Annotated in this window: 18 protein-coding genes; 4 read left to right on the top strand and 14 right to left on the bottom strand. The window is 42.4% G+C overall.

The window, feature by feature from the left end; all coding sequences use genetic code 11:
• From RE476_RS02180 to RE476_RS02165, 4 genes are all read right to left on the bottom strand, one after another.
• Entirely contained in the window at window positions 1-498 is a 498-nt protein-coding gene (locus tag RE476_RS02180; protein WP_309308760.1) for a transcription factor, read from the bottom strand.
• 105 nt (window positions 499-603) lie between these two features.
• On the bottom strand, window positions 604-1,773 hold the full coding sequence (locus RE476_RS02175; protein ID WP_309308758.1) for an ATP-grasp domain-containing protein: 1,170 nt from the start codon (window positions 1,771-1,773) through the stop codon (window positions 604-606).
• Between the two features lie 16 nt (window positions 1,774-1,789).
• Entirely contained in the window at window positions 1,790-2,842 is a 1,053-nt protein-coding gene (locus RE476_RS02170) for a 60S ribosomal export protein NMD3 (protein WP_309308756.1), read from the bottom strand.
• 58 nt (window positions 2,843-2,900) lie between these two features.
• Window positions 2,901-3,962, bottom strand: coding sequence for a DUF362 domain-containing protein (locus RE476_RS02165; protein ID WP_309308754.1), 1,062 nt, complete (start codon window positions 3,960-3,962; stop codon window positions 2,901-2,903).
• Window positions 3,963-4,424: 462 nt separating this feature from the next.
• On the opposite strand from RE476_RS02165, the gene RE476_RS02160 reads away from it, so the two are divergent.
• The gene (locus RE476_RS02160) at window positions 4,425-4,577 is read left to right on the top strand and encodes a hypothetical protein (RefSeq protein ID WP_309308752.1); all 153 of its coding nucleotides are present in this window, start codon (window positions 4,425-4,427) and stop codon (window positions 4,575-4,577) included.
• Window positions 4,578-5,003: 426 nt separating this feature from the next.
• On the opposite strand, the gene RE476_RS02155 is transcribed toward RE476_RS02160, so the two are convergent.
• The 7 genes from RE476_RS02155 to cdhA form a co-directional block, all read right to left on the bottom strand.
• Window positions 5,004-5,351, bottom strand: coding sequence for a hypothetical protein (locus RE476_RS02155; protein ID WP_309308750.1), 348 nt, complete (start codon window positions 5,349-5,351; stop codon window positions 5,004-5,006).
• Between the two features lie 158 nt (window positions 5,352-5,509).
• Window positions 5,510-6,919 (bottom strand): acetyl-CoA decarbonylase/synthase complex subunit gamma, encoded by a 1,410-nt coding sequence (gene acsC, locus RE476_RS02150; protein WP_309308748.1) that lies wholly within the window; start codon window positions 6,917-6,919, stop codon window positions 5,510-5,512.
• Window positions 6,920-6,922: 3 nt separating this feature from the next.
• Window positions 6,923-8,248, bottom strand: coding sequence for a CO dehydrogenase/acetyl-CoA synthase subunit delta (gene cdhD / locus RE476_RS02145; RefSeq protein WP_309308746.1), 1,326 nt, complete (start codon window positions 8,246-8,248; stop codon window positions 6,923-6,925).
• A 27-nt stretch (window positions 8,249-8,275) separates the two neighbouring features.
• The gene (locus RE476_RS02140; RefSeq protein WP_309308744.1) at window positions 8,276-9,028 is read right to left on the bottom strand and encodes an ATP-binding protein; all 753 of its coding nucleotides are present in this window, start codon (window positions 9,026-9,028) and stop codon (window positions 8,276-8,278) included.
• Window positions 9,029-9,039: 11 nt separating this feature from the next.
• Entirely contained in the window at window positions 9,040-10,458 is a 1,419-nt protein-coding gene (gene cdhC, locus RE476_RS02135) for a CO dehydrogenase/CO-methylating acetyl-CoA synthase complex subunit beta (protein WP_309308742.1), read from the bottom strand.
• 29 nt (window positions 10,459-10,487) lie between these two features.
• A complete protein-coding gene (gene cdhB, locus RE476_RS02130) occupies window positions 10,488-11,000 on the bottom strand; it encodes a CO dehydrogenase/acetyl-CoA synthase complex subunit epsilon (RefSeq protein ID WP_309308740.1) in 513 nt (170 codons plus the stop codon).
• The gene (gene cdhA / locus RE476_RS02125) at window positions 11,001-13,412 is read right to left on the bottom strand and encodes a CO dehydrogenase/acetyl-CoA synthase complex subunit alpha (RefSeq protein ID WP_309308739.1); all 2,412 of its coding nucleotides are present in this window, start codon (window positions 13,410-13,412) and stop codon (window positions 11,001-11,003) included. It lies immediately after the preceding gene.
• A 375-nt stretch (window positions 13,413-13,787) separates the two neighbouring features.
• On the opposite strand from cdhA, the gene RE476_RS02120 reads away from it, so the two are divergent.
• The 3 genes from RE476_RS02120 (at window position 13,788) to RE476_RS02110 (ending at window position 15,854) form a co-directional block, all read left to right on the top strand.
• A complete protein-coding gene (locus RE476_RS02120; RefSeq protein WP_309309546.1) occupies window positions 13,788-14,654 on the top strand; it encodes a rhomboid family intramembrane serine protease in 867 nt (288 codons plus the stop codon).
• A gap of 2 nt (window positions 14,655-14,656) precedes the next feature.
• Window positions 14,657-15,076, top strand: a complete 420-nt coding sequence (locus RE476_RS02115; protein WP_309308737.1) for a hypothetical protein — start codon at window positions 14,657-14,659, stop codon at window positions 15,074-15,076.
• A 187-nt stretch (window positions 15,077-15,263) separates the two neighbouring features.
• On the top strand, window positions 15,264-15,854 hold the full coding sequence (locus RE476_RS02110; protein WP_309308735.1) for a TIGR00288 family NYN domain-containing protein: 591 nt from the start codon (window positions 15,264-15,266) through the stop codon (window positions 15,852-15,854).
• On the opposite strand, the gene RE476_RS02105 is transcribed toward RE476_RS02110, so the two are convergent.
• The 3 genes from RE476_RS02105 to RE476_RS02095 form a co-directional block, all read right to left on the bottom strand.
• Window positions 15,851-17,023 carry a homocitrate synthase family protein gene (locus RE476_RS02105; protein WP_309308733.1) on the bottom strand — a complete coding sequence of 391 codons (1,173 nt, stop codon included), beginning with the start codon at window positions 17,021-17,023 and terminating at the stop codon, window positions 15,851-15,853. The two genes, RE476_RS02110 and RE476_RS02105, sit on opposite strands and share 4 nt — an antisense overlap.
• Before the next feature lie 217 nt (window positions 17,024-17,240).
• The gene (locus RE476_RS02100) at window positions 17,241-18,074 is read right to left on the bottom strand and encodes an NAD(+)/NADH kinase (protein ID WP_309308731.1); all 834 of its coding nucleotides are present in this window, start codon (window positions 18,072-18,074) and stop codon (window positions 17,241-17,243) included.
• On the bottom strand, window positions 18,061-18,879 hold the full coding sequence (locus RE476_RS02095; protein WP_309308729.1) for a bifunctional fructose-bisphosphatase/inositol-phosphate phosphatase: 819 nt from the start codon (window positions 18,877-18,879) through the stop codon (window positions 18,061-18,063). The genes RE476_RS02100 and RE476_RS02095 overlap by 14 nt, the downstream gene beginning before the upstream one ends.
• Between the last annotated feature and the right edge of the window lie 5 nt (window positions 18,880-18,884).

The raw sequence follows: 18,884 nt of genomic DNA, 5'->3' as shown, positions 1-18,884 counted from the left end.
CTATTTATCTTTATCAAGGAAAGCCAGGCGCTTTTCTATTTTATGGATGAATTCGGAATTATCCTCATACATCATGTCCTCACCACAGTCAGGACAAAGAAACTCGCATTCTGTAGCTTCATTGAAGTTCATACGGATACAGCCTTCAGGACAATTATAGAAGACATTGTCTTCCTCGAACTTAACTCTGTTTCGAAGGTTTTTTACGAGCCTTTTTTTCTCCTTCATCAATTGTGGGCCTATGTCCGTCATATCGAGCGTCCAAAGGTAAGTGAGCCATCCACTGCTGGAGTCACGTTCGCGCCTGCATACTGCGAGTTTGTTCTCATTAAGAATAAAAAGAGTTCTTCGAACTATATTTAATAGGATACCCGTTGCTTCTGCTATTTGTTCGTCAGTAACTTCTCCTTCGGGCATGTTCTCTATCATCTGGAGCCCTTCTTCACCCACCAGCCGAACTAGATAACCTCTGACAACCAGATCATTCAAATCTATCAAAAAATTTCACCTCATGATGTACATGCTTAATGCAGTGTATTCAAATATTAATCTTTGCTTGCAAGTCTTGACTGGTTTTTAACATTACCAGTCCATTTCAAATTATTATCTGGAATCAAGTAGATTCAATGATTCACCTATAAAGATAACGCTTTCTTCAATACCAGCCAAAATACCCTCACGACCTTTTCCAGAGCATAAGACTGAGATCACGGGTTCTTCGGGATTTATAACCTGTCCAACATTGGGAATGTCACACACGTTCATTTCAAGTAGCTTCTTCTGAACGGCTTCATTTACCATCATTTCCCGTCCGGCATAAACTATTGCACGACCTGCATACTGAATTTCAGAGATTTCCGCTATATTGATATTTCCTTCAAAAGCCTTCATATGAGCATCTAGCAAGTTTATTCCGGTCGCCATTTCGACGCTATCCAGACTGCCCTGGAACCGGGCATTTACCTCAATGACTACCGGTCCGTTTTCACTTATAATGAAATCAACACCATTTGAACCTACCAGGCCAAGCTCAAGTATTAATTCTTCAGATATTTTTTTCATTTCTGAGGCATAAGGTGTAACATAAGGTGTTATATTACCACAATACGCAAATGGGGTTTTTGTGAGCCAGGGTATCCCGATAAGCTGCTCATTGACGGCAATAGCAATTGCTTTTTCCTTCGTGGATATTACTGAAACACTCGCAGGAGTACCATCAATATATTCCTGGGCAATCATAATGCTCTTACAGGCCGGGATATTAGTGTTTCGTGATTTTTCATGAAGAGCCTTTAGATCATCCTCATTTTCAACTTTTGTGTTGAATATACCTCCACCGGAACATGCAGGTTTTACCATTGCAGGCAACTGCAATTTGTCGATCTCAGAAAGAAGGACTGTCTTTGGATGAGCTATGTTCAATCTTTTTAGTAATGTGGAAAAGCGGTATTTATCCGATACTTCCTTCATGAGTTCGGGTTCATTACCGAGTACCCTGTATGGTAGCCTTTCCAGACCAATTGTCTCAAAACCCGAACCTGGTATAATAGCATCGAAAGCCACATTAAAACTTTCAATGATTCCTGCCAGCTCTTCAAGGCAGATGTTATCAACGTCAAATGTTTCCCCGATGTCCAGTTTCTTTGCACCTGCAGAACACTGTAAAAGGTCATAATCACAGAAAGCATCGATAGAATACATATTGTATCCGGCCCTCTTGCCGGAACAAACTATATTGCGAGTACTAAAACCTATAACCAGTATATTTTTCATAGCTATACGGACCTTTTTATTTTGATTTATCCGCAACAGCAAGAAGTCCCTTTTCTGTTTTAATAACTGGTATCTCTGTACCTGCTTCTGCAGTGAACATAACCGGTTTTTTGATAGTTACTGTCTCGTAGGTGTCAGGATCAAGTACAAGAAGGTCATTGTTCTCAATTGCCACAAGCATTGTTTTTTGGAGATCCTTTCTTTTTGCAATGAGTGTTGCTCCTTCTAGTTCATCAGACGTACCAATAAAACGTGCCCCGGTTTCAACGTCAACACCTGTGACATTTTTACCGAACTTCCTAACCTCTATTACCCTTCCCTTATGTTCAATAATATCATGGGGCATAAATTCAGGCAGCCTCAGTGAAAAAGTAATACGATAGATATCTTTGCCATCCTTTCTTCCCTGTAAGGATTCCGATTCATTAAAACTGCCCCCCACCCGGGAAACAATCTCTTTACAGATGTGTCTGCACACATTTGAGGAACCGATATAAAGATCAGCACCTTCTTTAATATCCAGAGAATGAGTTATAAAAGCAAGTCTGTCACCCTTGCTGCGCATTCTTGCCATTACATCATTAGCGATATTGATACACTCTTTCATCTCTTCTTCAGCAGGAATTCGGTTGGTTGCTCTTATCTGCAGAATAGCTTCAAAATATCCGCCGGATATACGGCTACACATATCACATGACTCACGGACTATACGTATCTCGGTATCAAGTTCCTGATGAAATATCTCATCAAGCAACATTGCATCCACTTCAATATGCACCCTGTAGAGGTGAGGAGTAAGTTCTCTGGGATTTACATATATCTCAATATCCTCAGCTATCTCATGTACAAAAAGTGCATCTTCCGCCGTCTGGATGACTATATCCTCAAGATTACCATAATTGATCCATTTATTCCTAATATTACGTGCTCCACAACTGGCGCATATCTTTGCGTGCAGCACTGGAGCTATTTCTGCAAGGGTAAAATTCTCTAAAAAGCAGTCCTTGCAACGCCCCTGAAATAATTTAGGTGTTTCATTCCCACATTTTGGGCATACAGTACTGTTCATTGGATTTGATATCATAGTTTATTAGATATTGTTTTCGCTCAGCAATAAAACCGCCTGTCTACTGGCGTATTAATTCATACTCCATACTGCCAGCACCAATCTTTCTCGCATATTCAAGATGTACCATCGGATCCACGCCCCAGATATTGTTGATGCAGCCCCTGTTTTCATGATTCATCTTCTCGTTTATGAGATCAAGACTTGCCCTGTCGATTGCCACCGCATCTTTTGAAGCTGTGATACCGATATCGCCTGTAAAAGTTGGTGCCGAGAAGTTGAAACAATCACAGCCTGGCGTAAGATCAAATATCCAGTTAATGTACCCGATCTTCCCGGGGAGAAGTTTAATGGGCCCCATGGCGGCTTCCCCCAGAAGTTGCTGCATTTTCAAAGGAGCATCAGCAGGAGGAACAATAGCATGATAAGCACAGCTTCCAAGGCAGGAGAGTTCACCTCTACACTGATCCTTATTCACAACGGCTTTCCCACCCTCGATTGTCAATGCATTCCACGGACAAGTTTTGAGACACTTTTTGCATCCTACACATTTATCGAGGTCAATGTCAGGCATCCCAACTTTGTGAACAGCTGTTTTGCCTGCTTTATCCAGACACCCCATTCCAAGGTTTTTCACCGCCCCTCCGAATCCTGATGCAGGATGGCCTTTGCAGTGCGATATCATAATCATCGAGTCAGCTTTTGCGATAGCTGATGCCACGGTGGTCTCGCTTAATACTTCCCCTCCAATATTCACTGGTACAAAATCATCACCACAGAGCCCGTCGGCACAAATAATGGGGGCGCCCATACTCCCGTGAGTAAAACCATTTGTAGCAGCCGTACATAGCAGATCTGCACCATTGAAACGTTTTCCACTATAAAGTACGGTCGTATCCGTAACAAAAGGAATACCACCTGCCTCTTTTACAAGATCCACCACTGTCTTTACAATAACAGGACGTACATACGTAGTGTTTCCCAATTCTCCCGGATGTATTTTTATTGCGACAATATCGCCTTTCCTGACAGGTGATATTTTTGGAAAAATATCGATTATCTGGTCAATCTGGGTGTTTTCAGGCCCAATTTCTTCTGCTGATCTAAAAAAGACTTCACTCATGCCAATACCTCTGCTTATACAATTTGTTATATCAGTATTTATACATGTTTCAGCATACCGTTGAATTACCACCTAAAAAAGAGATTCTTAGTGTTCATTATACAGAATCTCGATATATGCATTGTAAGTAGGACTTTTTTATTTCGAAGAGGTTTGAAGATCTAAACCACCCCTGGAACTCTATCAGAACCTATCGAAAATAACATTAATAACTATAATGATTTAAATATAATAAACTCACAATATATGATGGCAATAATTGATTATTGGAATTCCAGGGATATCAGACTTGGAATCCCCATGTGATGAAAAATGCAACAAATTATAACCACAACCCATGCACACAAAATAAATTAAGTTTTACAAAATACATACTAAGCTTCAAAATATATAGATTATATGCATCGTGTATATATTTGTGCATGTCAATTAGAGATTGATAGTAACAAAAGAGGGAAAATTATGCGTAATATTAAAAAACATGTGAACACATGTCTAAATAATGTAACTGATTGCAATCTGCAATTAGTTATCAACGGACAATTCAAAGAAACAATCGATAAAGAAGATCTGGAATTCATGCGCTTCATGATTGGCGGAATGGGTGCTAAATAAATAGCTTTGCATTTGGGAATCTGTGGGAGATTATCATATGGGAAAAGAAGAAAACTTGTGTTGCAAACATTGTAGCACTGAACTTAAGAGACAGTTGCTAGGATCTAATGTATTCTATTATTGCAAAGACTGCGGAAGAATAACTTCCGCAAAAGACATGGTAACAGTTACCATCAATAGTGGTGGAGTGAACGTATGTGTCTGATAGAAGAGCTGGGTTATTCAGAAAAAAACAAAAAGCTTTACTGTCAAAAGTGCATCATCTTTGTGAAAACTGGAAAATGTGAGTTTTTGAAATATCTTGAATCAAATGTTTCTGTTGATTTGAACAGGATTGTATCCAGGAAATGCTGATCGATGATTGTGGGTATTGAGCTTTCGCCGATAATCCCCACATTTTACTTTAAATATATCGTTAAAATATGCCTATTCAATAAACCAGTCCACATAAGCAAGTAATTCTTTTTTATCCCAATTATCCAGCTTTGCCGGACTATCTTTTCGCGTGGCTCCGAAAAGTTCTGCTTTTTGATCGAGATCAAGGACATGTACTTTGTACCTACCGTCTTCACTGTCACGTATAAAATATCCAGGACTCATTGAATCGGATTTTTTCCACATGGTGATCTTATCATAATCCCATAAGCACTTTGCCCACTCAGCCATTTTTTCAATATGCTCATCCCTTACATCTTTAACATCACCAATAATGACGCAGTGCATCCCGTTTTTTGTCAGTTCTATGCTATTGTGACGACGTATGATCATATCCATTTTATCCCAACGTAAAACCACATGTAAATAGTATAATAATTTTGTGTTCAAAAAATAGCTTTGGTTTGGACATAAAAGTGTTAATCAAAACCATGTACAAATTTTAAAATTTTAAAGAAAGGTGCCATGTGAACGGCATAACACCTTTCAAAGCAGTCTTATTTCTTCTGTGGCGGCCAGTTCTTTTCCATCCAGCCAGGGATCCTACCGGAATCTGCAGGACCGATCATAACATTGGCACCAGTCTCATCTTCCACGTCACCCTGCAGACGTGCTGCAAGTCCCGGAAGAATGATGGTGTTGTGTGTTGTATCTTTCTTGAGGTCAAATCCTGATTCTTCGATTCCCTTCTTGATCTTGGCGGCGGTAAGCTGTCCACCAGCCACTGCAGCCTCTACACCAATACCATCGGTATCAATTGCCCAGAGGAAACAGTCAATCTTGTTGGATGCGATATCACTCTCTACTGTGTAGTATGTGAGAGCGAAGTTTGTTGTGACCAGTACAGGTGAATCCGCTGTTGGCTCTCCTACCTTGTACATTCCCGGATCAACAGAAACAGGCTTCCTCGGATCTGTATAGATAGTATCACGAATGTGCAGTTCAGGTAAGACAGCATAAGGCTCTGTACTGTGGAGGATCATTATATCACCGTATCTGATGGTGAACACTGATGCGACCACGGTTTCCCAGTAAGATGCACTTACAGGATCATCATGAGCCATCCATGCTGTAAATGGCACTGCCATTATCGGATAGGCGATCTCACGGTCACCGTCAATACCAGCCCTGCGTACCTTTACGAAATTGGTGAAGGTCTGTTTGAGCTGTTTGCCGGTCGGGAATGTTCCCGGATCAAGTACAAGTTTCTCAGTACCCATTGCTGCAAAGGTCTTTGCCAGTGACTTGAGAAGGTCAAGGTCATTTGGTGCAAAGAGTGTTACAGGCACGTCGTACTCCAGTGCAAGTTCTCCGACTTCCTTCCAGTTGTCCTTGTTTGCAGCGTAGAGAAGTGGATTTCTACCCTTAGATGCTTCGAGACCTGCTTTAAGGACTGCAGGGTCGAATGAACAGAGAATGATAGGCAGATCTGTTGTTTCAACAACCTTCTTCACAGCTGATGCAAACTTAGCAGGGTCATTGGATGTACAGCGTACTGCTACCATATCCACGGTGAGGAAGTTGCCTACATAGAACTTCTTGAAGTCCTGTATGTATTTTACTCTCTCAACGAGAGCTTTCTCATCCATTGTGTCCCATACATCGTATGCTAACTGTGTCTGGTTGAAGAATGTAAGCTTGTGCCTATAGAGTACATCGTCTCCGCCGATCTTTGCGATCTTGTCACCAACACCGATTTCAACTTCCCTTATCTCAGGAGCCAGAAGTGCATCAAGCTCTTCATACTTCTTCTTGAATTTTGGCTCGAGTATTGGAGTACAATCTGTGAGTTTATGGGACCTGTCAATAAGGTGTGCTGCAAAAGCCATACATGTAGCTTCACCACATTCACCACAGTTAGTGGCTGGCAGGAACTTGTAAGCTTCGAGTGGACTGTTAATCTTCATTTATCACACCTCCGCTCCAATCCAGTTGGTGATGTCTATCTCTTCGGACTCAATTGATCCGTAAAGTGTCTGTGTGATTTCCTTGAGCACCTGAACTGATGTTGGATGCATCATCATGAACATATCGTTACCTGCAAGTGAGAGTGCAAGACCTGTGACAATTTCCCAGATAGGTCCACGGTATTCCCTTGGTCCCCAGTCAGAATCCTGGTTAAGTGGGGATGAGACCATCCATGCCTCACGGGCACCCCATGCATTGGTAGTACCTGATGACATTGGGAATGTGAGTTCATCGTCGCCCATAAGACCGGCAAGCCTTATGCGCTCCATGTTAGTGTAAGCATAGTCAAGACCATATCCCAGTGCTGCGGTTGTAGGGTCCATTATTATGCGGTCCCTTGGGACATTACACTGCTTCATCAGTTTCCTGTTAAGTTCCTTCTGAGCATTGATCTCAAGCTGTGTCCATGAAAGGACAACATGTCCATAATCCATGGCAGCTTTTGCTATTCTCTCATAGTCAAGGTTAAGGCTGGCAGATGCCAGGAGTACTCTCTCACCCTCTGCGACCTCAGCTGCCTTCTCAAGAACTTCAGGGTCTTTCTCAGGGTTTCCTGAACCACCGATAACAATAGGTACGTCAACTGCCTGCAGAACATCTTCTACGACCTTTGCTGCTTCCTTTGCAGAGGTATCGTTGATGAGCGGATCTGTTGAAATTAAGTGAATAGTTACCATGTCAGCATTGAACTCACGTACGACCTTCTTTGCCCATTCGGCCGGGTCGTTGATAACATCCTCATAGTTGCCCTTAACTGACTTTGCCATTCCTATTGGCATGTCGAAGACATCCATTGTGACGTAGTTTCTGTGAGGCATCTCTGCATCAAAGTAATATGGGAGCGCATTTTCGCCACCAAGGGTTACAGTGCTCTTCCTTGAGCCACCGTCACCTGATGTTGCACCAAGTGTAACTTCCTGGATAGGATTCTTCCAGTTGTCAACCTTTGCAACCTCAAATTTGGAAGCGAGTAGTTCCTGTATCTTCGGAGAAGTTGGAAGTGCCTGAGGCTGGGGCATTTCACCCATTCCAAAAGCAGATGCGAACAATTGTTCAGCAGGGAATCCAAGGATCCTTCCGATGTTAGCCATGTGAAGGGATATTTGGGATATCTCACTTCCAAGTGCATAGGCAAGTGCAGGATTGAGTCCGCCACCACCTGTAATATTGAGCTCAATGTCACCTTCGATGGTCACTCCTTCCAGTGATTCCACATTGAGGTCCTGCAACATATCGCTAAGTTGCGATAATTTCATTTTCTTTGTCATGTGCATTCCACCATATGATAATATTTGTTACAAACCAAGTTTCTGAGCGATCTTCTCAATTTCCTGCACTGCTGCGGAATTATCAGGAAGATCAAATAAAGGTTCCCCGGCGAGATCTCTTTCAATTATCATCTCGTCCACAGGGATCATTCCTATCAGTTCAAGACCAAGTTCTTCAGCAGTAATGGCGATCCTCTCACGGTTTGCATCTGTGACCTTGTTTGCAATAACATAGATGTTAGAGACGTCAGTCTCCAACTCACCCACAAGTTCCCGGATACGCTCGGCCGTCCTTAAACCTCTGCGTGAGCCGTCGGTGACAACTACAAGATCATCAACGTTCCTGAAGATCTTCCTGCTGAAATGTTCCAGACCTGCTTCCGCATCGATGATAAGTACATCGTAATTGGCCACAAGCTTGTTCATGATACCGCGAAGCAGGTTGTTAACATAACAGTAACATCCTGAACCTTCAGGCCTGCCCATAACAAGCAAGTCATATCCCGGCATCTCTTCAAGGACCTCATAGAGCTTTCCTTCCAATATAGATTCCTTGTTGACATCAGGAGGAAGATTATCACGCTCATCATGCATGAACTCCTTGATATCACCAATTGTCTTATTGGTTTCACATCCCAGTGTTTCGGGAAGGTTGGTATCAGGGTCCGCATCAACGGCAAGGACAACCTTGTCACCTTTCGTAAGGTGGCGGATGAGAAGACTGGTAGTTGCAGTCTTCCCTGTTCCACCTTTACCTGTTACTGCAATAATCTTAGCCACAGAAGACCTCTTTAGTCCTGTTTCTTAATGATTACCTTTTCGATGCTGACCTTTGCATTCTTCAATATGATCTTCACACCACCGGATCCACCGCCACTCATCATTGGCATGGATGGCATGAAGTTTGAAGGCATCTGCATCATCTGTGGAGCAGCGAATCCTCCCTGTGGAGCTGCTGCTGCAGGTGCTTCTTCCTCTTCTGGTGCTTCCTCTTCTTCCTCTACCCACCTCTCAAGAATTGGGTGTTCCTTGTCCTTGAGGAAAGTTCTGAGACTCTCGACATCTGCTGCTTCCTCTTCGGTTGCAATCTTATCACGAATCTCCTCAGGAATATCGCCCATTACCTTGTCCTTGAGCATCTTTGGCATCCATACGACTCTGTCCCATCCACCATCAGATTCGATGAACTTTGGTGAACGGAAGTAATTGACACCGATTCCAAGGAAACCAACAACCTGCTTACCTCCACCTGTCTGTCCTGCCATAGTTGAGAACTGAAGTCCGTTTGGAGCTGTACCTGCGAAGTCCCTGTCTACCCATCCGATACCATCGACTTCAGGGATGTAGAAACCTACTACCTCGAAACAACCACAGGATGTGTGTGGGTACTCAAAGAATGAGTGGAGCTTGATACGGTCATATTCACCACTTGAAAGCCTCTTTGCTGCTTCATTGACACCGGTATATTCTCCGGATGCTGCATCAATTACATCTCCTTTTGGAATTGCGAACTGTGGACCCTCAGGGTCTACCTTTGCTGCTGCCCTTCCATCGAACCAGTTGATAGCACCACAAAGTGAGATCCTGTCTGGTGTTACCACACAAACATTGGTTGGAGCGAATGATGCACAAAGAGTACATCCGTAGAATGTGTCAACATCCTCATCATGAAGGTCACGAGTCCTCTCATCCCTTGCCTTATAAACTCCCCTTGCATTCTCGATCTCTTTCTCGATCTCATCCATATCTGTGATATAGATAGCTTCGACACCCTCTATGAATGGAAGTTCGTTCTTGAAAAGCATCATAATTGCCTTTGCAACAGGCTCAAAGGAAGTCAGACCTTTTGCAACTGCATCCTTACTTACCCTCATCCAGACATCGTCTCTCTGGTTCAGGTGCATAAAGCCCTGTATGTAGTTCTGGAATTCGTGGTTCCTTCTTTCCACAATGGACTCAAGGTCAGCTTCTACAAGTTCTCCTGCGATCTTGTAGATCATTGCAAGAGGATATCTGGAACCTTCTTCCATATCTGAAAGATCAGGACCTATCAGGGTGAACTTACCGTCTTCCACATCGCCCATGTCTGCTGCCCTTACAAGTTCAAAGCCTTTTGACTTCGGACCTGCGAGTTCTACATACATACCATCTTTTCTAATTCTCTCACCCTCAAACATAGGGGAGATTTCAAAAGGGAATTCATCTGCCATGATTAGTTCTCCGTATTGTCACCAAAAAATTAAATATTCTCAATTAATTCGTCAAGCGCCTCAAGGTGTACCTCTGGTTTGAGATTACCAAAGGACAGTGTAGCGTTCTGCATATAATGTCTTTCGATTGCAACCGATTTGAGGTCTGTAAAGTTCTTGATTCCTGAAAGAACCTGGTCAAGATAATATTTCTTGTGCCCTATGAAAATAACCGTATCATAGGGACCCTGCCCGTCAAGACCTGTCCACTTCTTATCACCAAGGAAATGACCCAGTGAGTGGACATTGATGTACTTTGCACCTATGTCCTTGTTCACAAGTGCTGTAATGGAATGTCCGGTAGCTGCTACCGGAATTCCCTTCTTTGCAATTGCAACAACTTTCTCAATAAGCTGTTCATTGTCCACTATCTCAGAACCTACGACTAGAAGTGGTCTTTTTGCCTTTGAAAGCATCTTGCCTGCAACATTGGGGTTTACAGGTTTTGCCATCTTTCTGCCATAAGTGGAGTAGATCAGTGTGTTCTTGGTTGTATCTACCATTTAACATTCCCCCTTGCAGAGTCTCTTTACGTTTGTAGGCTGAGCGGAAACATCTGCCTTCATTGTAGGACCTGAAATAATCTTCTTACGCTTCCAGTCAATCTCCCATCCATGCTCTGCCTCGAGGATCTTGAGAAGCTCCTCACGCTTTGCAAGTGGAAGGTCTGTCTCCGTTCTTACGAACTTGTACCAGTCCTCTGGCATGTGACCGAGATATTTCTGGCTGAGTTCCATGTAGTGGGTTAGTTTGATCATCCTTCCCATACTGTTGTCAGATGGACGGATACAGTTCTTTGCAAGCATCGGGAAGAGTTCCTCAATGGATTCAGCTGTTGTGAGCAGGAACTCAGGTGCGGAAGGGATAGGCATTTCTGATCCGTCCCTTGCATCGTATACCTTCCAGGCTGCCTCATCATAAGGCTTACCGATGAGTGCCCTTCTATACTTGGAACCGTGTGGTCCGACAACTACGGGGATACCGAGCCTGTTACATCCGGAACCAATCGCGATAGCCTTCTGTGAGTATGCTCCCCATGCTACACCAACAGCACCGATACGGTTGGTGATGTAGTCTGCAATCTCCTCGTAGTTACCTGTAACATTTCTCTGAGCGAAAATTGCAGCTACCTTAATAGCTGTTCCTGTGATGTGTGAGTTGGATACACATGAACCTACATTGATGAGGTTACCGGCAAGGAACTTTGCAGGATATTTCTCATAGAGGGTCTGACCATCTTCGTTCTTGTACATACCGAGGTCCATTGCTGAACATCCGGACATAACAACGATGTAGTTCCTCTTGAGCATCTCATCTGCAACCTTGTAGAGATCCTTTGTACCGTTCGGATAGTTTGAACATCCTACCATTGCGATGATACCTGGTGTTGTACCGAGAACAAGGTTGACACCTTCCTCACGGATCTCAGGGTCACTTATCTGACCTCTTCCGGCTCTCATCAATCCCTTCTCCTCAATGATGAGCTTCTTTGAAGCCTGTTCGATCATGTTGAGAACAGGGATATCCTTTGGACATGCCTGATCACATCTTCCACAACCGATACAGATGTCATGGAGTTCCTCGAACTTACGGAAGTCCTTGTCAACACCATCTTTCATGGCTGCCATTATCGGGAGGTTGACAGGACAATCAAGTTCACAGGCACCACACTGGACACATTTCTCGGAAAGTTCCTGAAGTTCTTCATCACTTGGAAGTGCAGTGATACCCATGTCATCACGGATCTTTGACATCTTGATAGCAAGTTCAGGGGCTACCTCTCCGAGGGTATCGTAATTAAGGATAAGTGCTCCCGGGTCCTTGAAGGTTGAAAGGTCTTCAATGATCTCTGCTGCACTGTCATTCGACCTGTTTGGGAGACCATACATGATCTTCTCATTTGTTGTGATAACAGGAATAGAGAGCTTCTTTGCCTCTTCAAGGACATCGGCCCTGACACACTGTTCATCCACAACGATAACATCTGGTACACCAGACCTGATCATCTTGAGTTCCTTTGCAAGGGTACCGATTACTTTGGCCCTTGGCTGGCCACCGTTCTCTACCTTGTAACGTGTCATATCAATGGCAGTACAGCAAAGGCCGCCGAGCTCGATCTTATCATCAAGGTTGTGGTCATGTATGTAATCCATAATGTATGTTACACCAGAAACATTATGACCAATTACAAGAAGTACAGGCTTTTTTGCATCGATGCAACCCATTCCGATCTCTACAAGAGGTGCTTCAGTATCTGCCTTTGGCATCCCAAGACATGACATCTGAGCAAGGTCAGATACTTCCATACCTACATGGTCAAGCATACCGCCATGGAGGATCTTTGACTCGAAGTCAATAGCTGCCCCTTCCTGCCCTGCATGGATAGTAGCAAGCAGCTGATTGATCTGTTCCTCAACATAGCTCATGACTTCTTCCAGATCGCCAAGGGTTTCCGGCTTGATACCTGTTACTGCCTGAGTGTTTGGTGCAATCAGGTTTGAGGGACCTACATCTATAGCTTTATCCCGGCCATAAATATCGATAAGGTGATGAAGGATGTGACGTCCATGTGCAGAGTGTGCAGCAGCACCGGTAATAACCCTCAGAAGAGTTTCACGAGCCTGATGAGCTTCCATGTTGATACCACATGCACCTTCCTTGTTGCCGGTAAGGTCACATTTACCAAAGGTACAGTAACAACACTGGTCACAGACTGGAGTATAAACGGGCTGGTAACGTGACAGCAACTTGTGGTCCCAGTCCCTAAGGCCAGAGATACCTGGCTTTGGAGTAGGTCCTACTTCAACTCCCTCTTCTTTCGCTTTTTTCTCAATGGCACCTACGATCTTGCCAATTGTGATCTGAACGTTTTCCAGTTCGTCAATGGAAAATTGTCCAGTTGATATGTCGCTCATATTTTTTTGTCCTCCTTTTTAGGCGTGGAAGTGCTACGAAAAAACACTAAATTATAACTAATTAATACGTCTTTTTGATTTAGTAACATTTTTGAAACTGTTGTGTAAGATGTTCTAATAACACCACCCTATATAAAAAAGTTTCCAGAATCTATCACGATTATTGGTGATTAATATAGAGTGTTTCACATAACGGTTCTGTCAAAAAAGAGTATATAATTAGAGTAAATGAATGAAATGAATATACAATTTTCACATATAAGTTTTCCGATATCTGTCACGATTATTCTTGTTAATATATTTTCTCTTTTTGTATGTTTCTTGGAAATAGTTTTATTTGATGCCAGTATACCATAGAGAAGCATTATTATCATGGTGAACTATTTGGACAAAAAATGCTGGATATGCGGTAAAGAAGAAAATATACCTTTTAAATGCCGTTTTTGTGGAAAAAACTTTTGTTCGAGGCACAGACTTCCTGAGCAACATGCCTGCGTAGGACTGGAACAGATCAAACAGGACAGGACCTATAGCGGTAGCCCCGGATATGGAAGCACAGGAACCGATGATGTGTTTAAGGATGCCTTGAAAAATACTGCTAAATATGCAGCAAAAAGTGCTGTAAAAGGCGTTGGCCGAAATATCAGTTATTCCATGAAAAATAGTCCTTCAATGGCAATCATCTATCTTTGCATATTTTCTTTTATATTGCAAATAATCATACCCGGTTATCAGCAGGCTTTCCAATTGGTCCCTGCATTGATACTGTCACATCCGTGGACATTAGTAACACATATGTTCATCCATGCAGATTTCACACACATATTTTTTAATATGCTTGTACTCTTTTTCTTTGGTCCTGAACTTGAAAGAAGGGCTGGAAAAAAAGTATTCCTATATGTATACTTTACAGCAGGTCTTGTTGCTGCCATCGCATATTCAATGACCAGCAGCACACCATTTACTCCCGTAGTCGGTGCCAGTGGTGCCATTATGGGTGTCTTTGCAGCCCTTGCAATAATTGCCCCTGATATCAGAGTATATGTATACTTCATTCCAATGCAGATCACTCATGCGTTGATTCTCTTTGCATTGTTTGATTTTGTCCTGCTGGGTTCAAATGACATGATAGCCCACACTGCCCACCTGAGTGGAATTCTCATAGGTTTGCTTATGGGATCCCGGATCAAAAGGGCGCAGGCAAGATACGGATCATATAACGACACATATTATAGAAGGTGATCTTGCTGGCAGGAGCTGCAAATCATCTTGCAAGACTTTTTCCAAGACCGGAAGAAGATGAAGTTATCCCGATCCAGTTCATTGATATGCAGGAGAAGCTGGCAGGCTGGTCACCACAACTTAAACGCTCAGTATACGTTGATGATTTCAAGGATACAGAGGAACTCAAAAGGGTACGTGAAGTGACACTTCTTAAAGTCTATAACTGGATACTTGATGGGGAAAGCCTGATAGAACTTTCAGATATGGAGAAAATCCAGTTTGAAGAAATAATGGATACGTTTATAAAACATGGCGGAGAAATTCTTTTTACAAGAAAGAGAATTAGTGGGAGGTTTGTAAACTATTTCATATTGGATGATAACCCAATATCAAGAACGAACATAACAAGGAAATCGCTAGCGGAAATTCTGGAACACTGAATGCATGGGAAAGTGTGACCGGAACTGAATTGAAGCTATGCAGCTATCATTGAGATAGTGGGTTTTTGTAATAAATTATATTAGAAACCTGCATAATAATATTTATAACGTATATTGCACTTATAGAAATTATTGAACACGACTATTAAAGTCGATCTTATTATTATTATAATTATAGTGAGGCATCATGGCTAACGTGAAAACCGGACTTAATTCTATTGTCAAATATCTTAGTACTAAAAAAGAAACAGGAAGAAGAAGCATTGGCCTTCTTGTAGATGGTCCAAATGTATTGCGCAAAGAGTTCAATGTAAATCTTGAAGAGATCAGGGATGTTCTGAAAGAATATGGTAATGTCAAGATCGGAAGAGTATTCCTGAACCAGTATGCATCCGATAAACTTGTAGAAGCCATTGAGAATAATGGATTTGAACCTATAATATGCTCCAGTGATGTTGATGTCAGACTTGCTGTAGAAGGAATGGAGCTTGTTTACAATCCCACTATTGATACAATGGCACTTGTCACGAGGGATGCAGATTTCAAACCATTGTTAAATAAAGCGAACGAACATGGCAAAGAGACTATTATCTTTGGTGTCGAGCCTGGTTTTTCAACAGCCCTGAGAAACTCAGCAGATTATGTCATTATACTCGACAACGATGAAATGAATTACTATGATGATATGCACCCACAGGAAGAGAGCGGAAATGGTGCTAAAGATGGTGAATTCGTGCGCAGTTCACGAAACAAAAAAGATGCATTAATAGATTATTAATGCTTCTTTGTTTCAATTACCATCGATTCAAGTTTTGATGGCGATATGCCATGTTTAGTCTCGGTACAGTTCTTTATCCTGTCAAGGAGTGTGCCAAGTTCTTCCTTTGAAAGCTCATAGCCCATATTCCCTACTATTCCTTTCAGAGCTTTCATACCTGTGTGTTTACCCACGATAAGATGACGTTTGCCACCCACCATTTCCGGGCTGAACAATTCATATGTACGCGGTTCTTCAAGTATCGCACATACATGGATACCCGATTCGTGAGAAAAAGCATGTTCCCCGACAATCGCCTTGTTGACTGCAGGTTTGAGTCCGGAGAATTCATTTACCATTGCCGAAAGATCAGTCAGTTTTGTGGTATCATACCTGTCGATACCATATTGTATCCTCAACAAAACAAGCAATTCTTCAAGTGAAGCATTACCTGCGCGCTCACCTATGCCGTTAACAGTGGTGTGCAGCTGTTTGGCACCTGCCTCTGCTGCAGCAATTGTATTTGCTGTTGCCAGACCAAGGTCGTCATGGCAGTGAATGCAAATAGGAGTCTTTACTGTCTTTCTGATCTCACTGACAAGATAGTGAGTAGTACTCGGAGTAAGAATACCTATAGTATCCGCAATACTCACATAATCAACTTTGTACTCTTCAGCAGCCTTGAAAGCAGTTTTCAATACTTCTACATCTGTCCTGCTACCATCTTCTGCTGCAAACCTTACACCTACACCGTGGTCCTTTGCATATTCGACAGCTTCCATAGCACAGGAAAACATCTCTTCACAACTCTTATGATATTTGTACTTGAGATGCAGATCGGACATCGCAATGAATATGCTTATAAAATCAACATCACAATCAACAGCGACTTCAACATCACTCAGTTTTGATCTTGAAAGGCAACATGTTCGTGCATTAAGTCCCATATTGGCGATTTCTTTAACGGTTTCCTTTTCTGAAACAGATACCACAGGGAAACCAGTTTCAATTATTTCCACGCCAACAGAGTCAAGTTTTGTAGCAAGGGCAATCTTTTCCTCCCTTGTAAAGACCACTCCCGGCGTTTGCTCACCATCTCGCAGTGTCACATCACAAATCTCAATATCAAGAGGTGGCAAATTCAAATAATCTACAAGCTTGTTTCTTGAGTAATCTTTACTTTCTGACATAATATTGACTCCTGTGATTGTTGGTCAAATTCCAGTTCCATTATATAACATTTAGGTATTTTTAGATATTTTGGATTTTTTATATAGATGTCCAAGAGTAACTTTTATCTAGTGAATAGAAGGCAGTTGTATGCAGCCATTATTTATTCTTCCTGTAAAGATAACTAAAGACAATATATGGAACCAGTTGCGCGATATTTATTGCTTTTATTATTTATCAGGTAAGTTTGCTCTGAACCTTCTCATAAAAACCATTTATAGAGCTGCTTACAAACCTTGCCGGGTTTTTGGCCTTCGTAAGTGTGACAACATCATGTTCTTTTATGCTGTAAGAATGCTGACCGTCAATTACAATTGCAGCCTCTTTCTCGGGTATCGTCATTTCGACTTTAATGATGCTGTCACCAGGTATCACCCATGGCCTTGCGGAAAGCTTGAATGGAGCCAGTGGAACTATTATAGATGCATCAACCCTTGGATCAAGTAATGGCCCTCCGGCACTCATTGCATAAGCAGTTGAACCTGTAGGAGTTGCAAATACAACACCATCTGCCCTCATATCCTCTATCGGTGAATCATCAACCGATATCCTGAAAGTGAGTATCTTGGCAGGTCGTGCTGTGATAAGCACTATTTCGTTGGTCGCATCAGGCAATTTTTTTCCATTTAAGTTTATACTGAGCCGGGAGCGCTCGGTATATGAGAAGCCTTTAAGCACATCTTCAATATCCTTGATAGCATCTTCCGGTGGTACATCCACGAGAAAACCCAGAGTCCCCATGTTAATCCCAAGCAGAGGTAATGGATCATCCATTTTAGAGATGTTCCTGAGTACTGTGCCATCCCCCCCAACAGAGATAATCAGTTCCACACCTTCATCACGCATTTTCTCAACGGGAATCAAGTTCTTTGTAATACCAAGGTATTCCCCGGTCTTGGGAGAAAGCACTATTTCCACTTTAGAACTAAAAGTATCATAGATATTTTTGACCATATCAAGAGCTTCCTGCTGGTCAAAACGCGATACAATTCCGATTTTACTTACTTTCATGTACTATCCCTGTTGAAAGCTTTAAGATCATGTCATGTGCATGTCCGTTAGATGCAATTACACTAACCCTGCTCATTACTTTGTCTTCCAGCTTTAAAGATTCACCGCATCCGTCGGTAACAATACCCCCGGCTTCCTCTATAATGAGTTTGCCAGCAGCTACATCAGTCGTGCGCATTGTACCCCTGACATCTGTAAATGCATCAATTCTTCCAGCAGCCACATAACATAATTCAAGTGCCACACTTCCAAGTACCCTTACCCTGCGGACACTTTTTGATAGAACTGCAGCTTCTTCAATATTAGGCCTATAGCCATAAATACTCATGCAAAATCTGTTGACTTCTGAATTCTTTGATGTTTTCAGCTTAATCCCATTAAGATAAGCACCTACCCCGACCTCTGCATAGAATGTATCCCCTGTTGCCAGGTTTTTTACATACCCAAAGCAAAGGTCATTCAGATCATTTCCTGCAATGGCAATTGACAGGCTGTAAAACGGAATTCCGGAACATGCATTATATGTCCCATCTATGGGATCGATGATAAGAGTATACTTTGGAGACTTCCCTATAATCTTATCTCCTGCCTCTTCACTGATAACCCTGAAAGGGTTCTTTTCCTTTTCAAGTAATGTAAAAATAGCTTTTTCGGAAACATCATCTATTAGTTTGGTGGGTGTTCCATCCGCACCAATGTAAAGGACCTTGCCGGCTTCAGGTGTGCCGACAAGCCCCTTTATTGATTTATGCACTGCATCGGCTATCCTATCACAAAGATTCAGGAAATCACTTGTGCAATGCATATGGA

It is taken from the genome of Methanolobus mangrovi (genome assembly GCF_031312535.1).
Taxonomy (GTDB): Archaea; Halobacteriota; Methanosarcinia; order Methanosarcinales; family Methanosarcinaceae; genus Methanolobus; species Methanolobus mangrovi.
The sequence above is the reverse complement of the archived record's forward strand: the minus strand, read 5'-3'. Positions and strand labels throughout refer to the sequence as shown.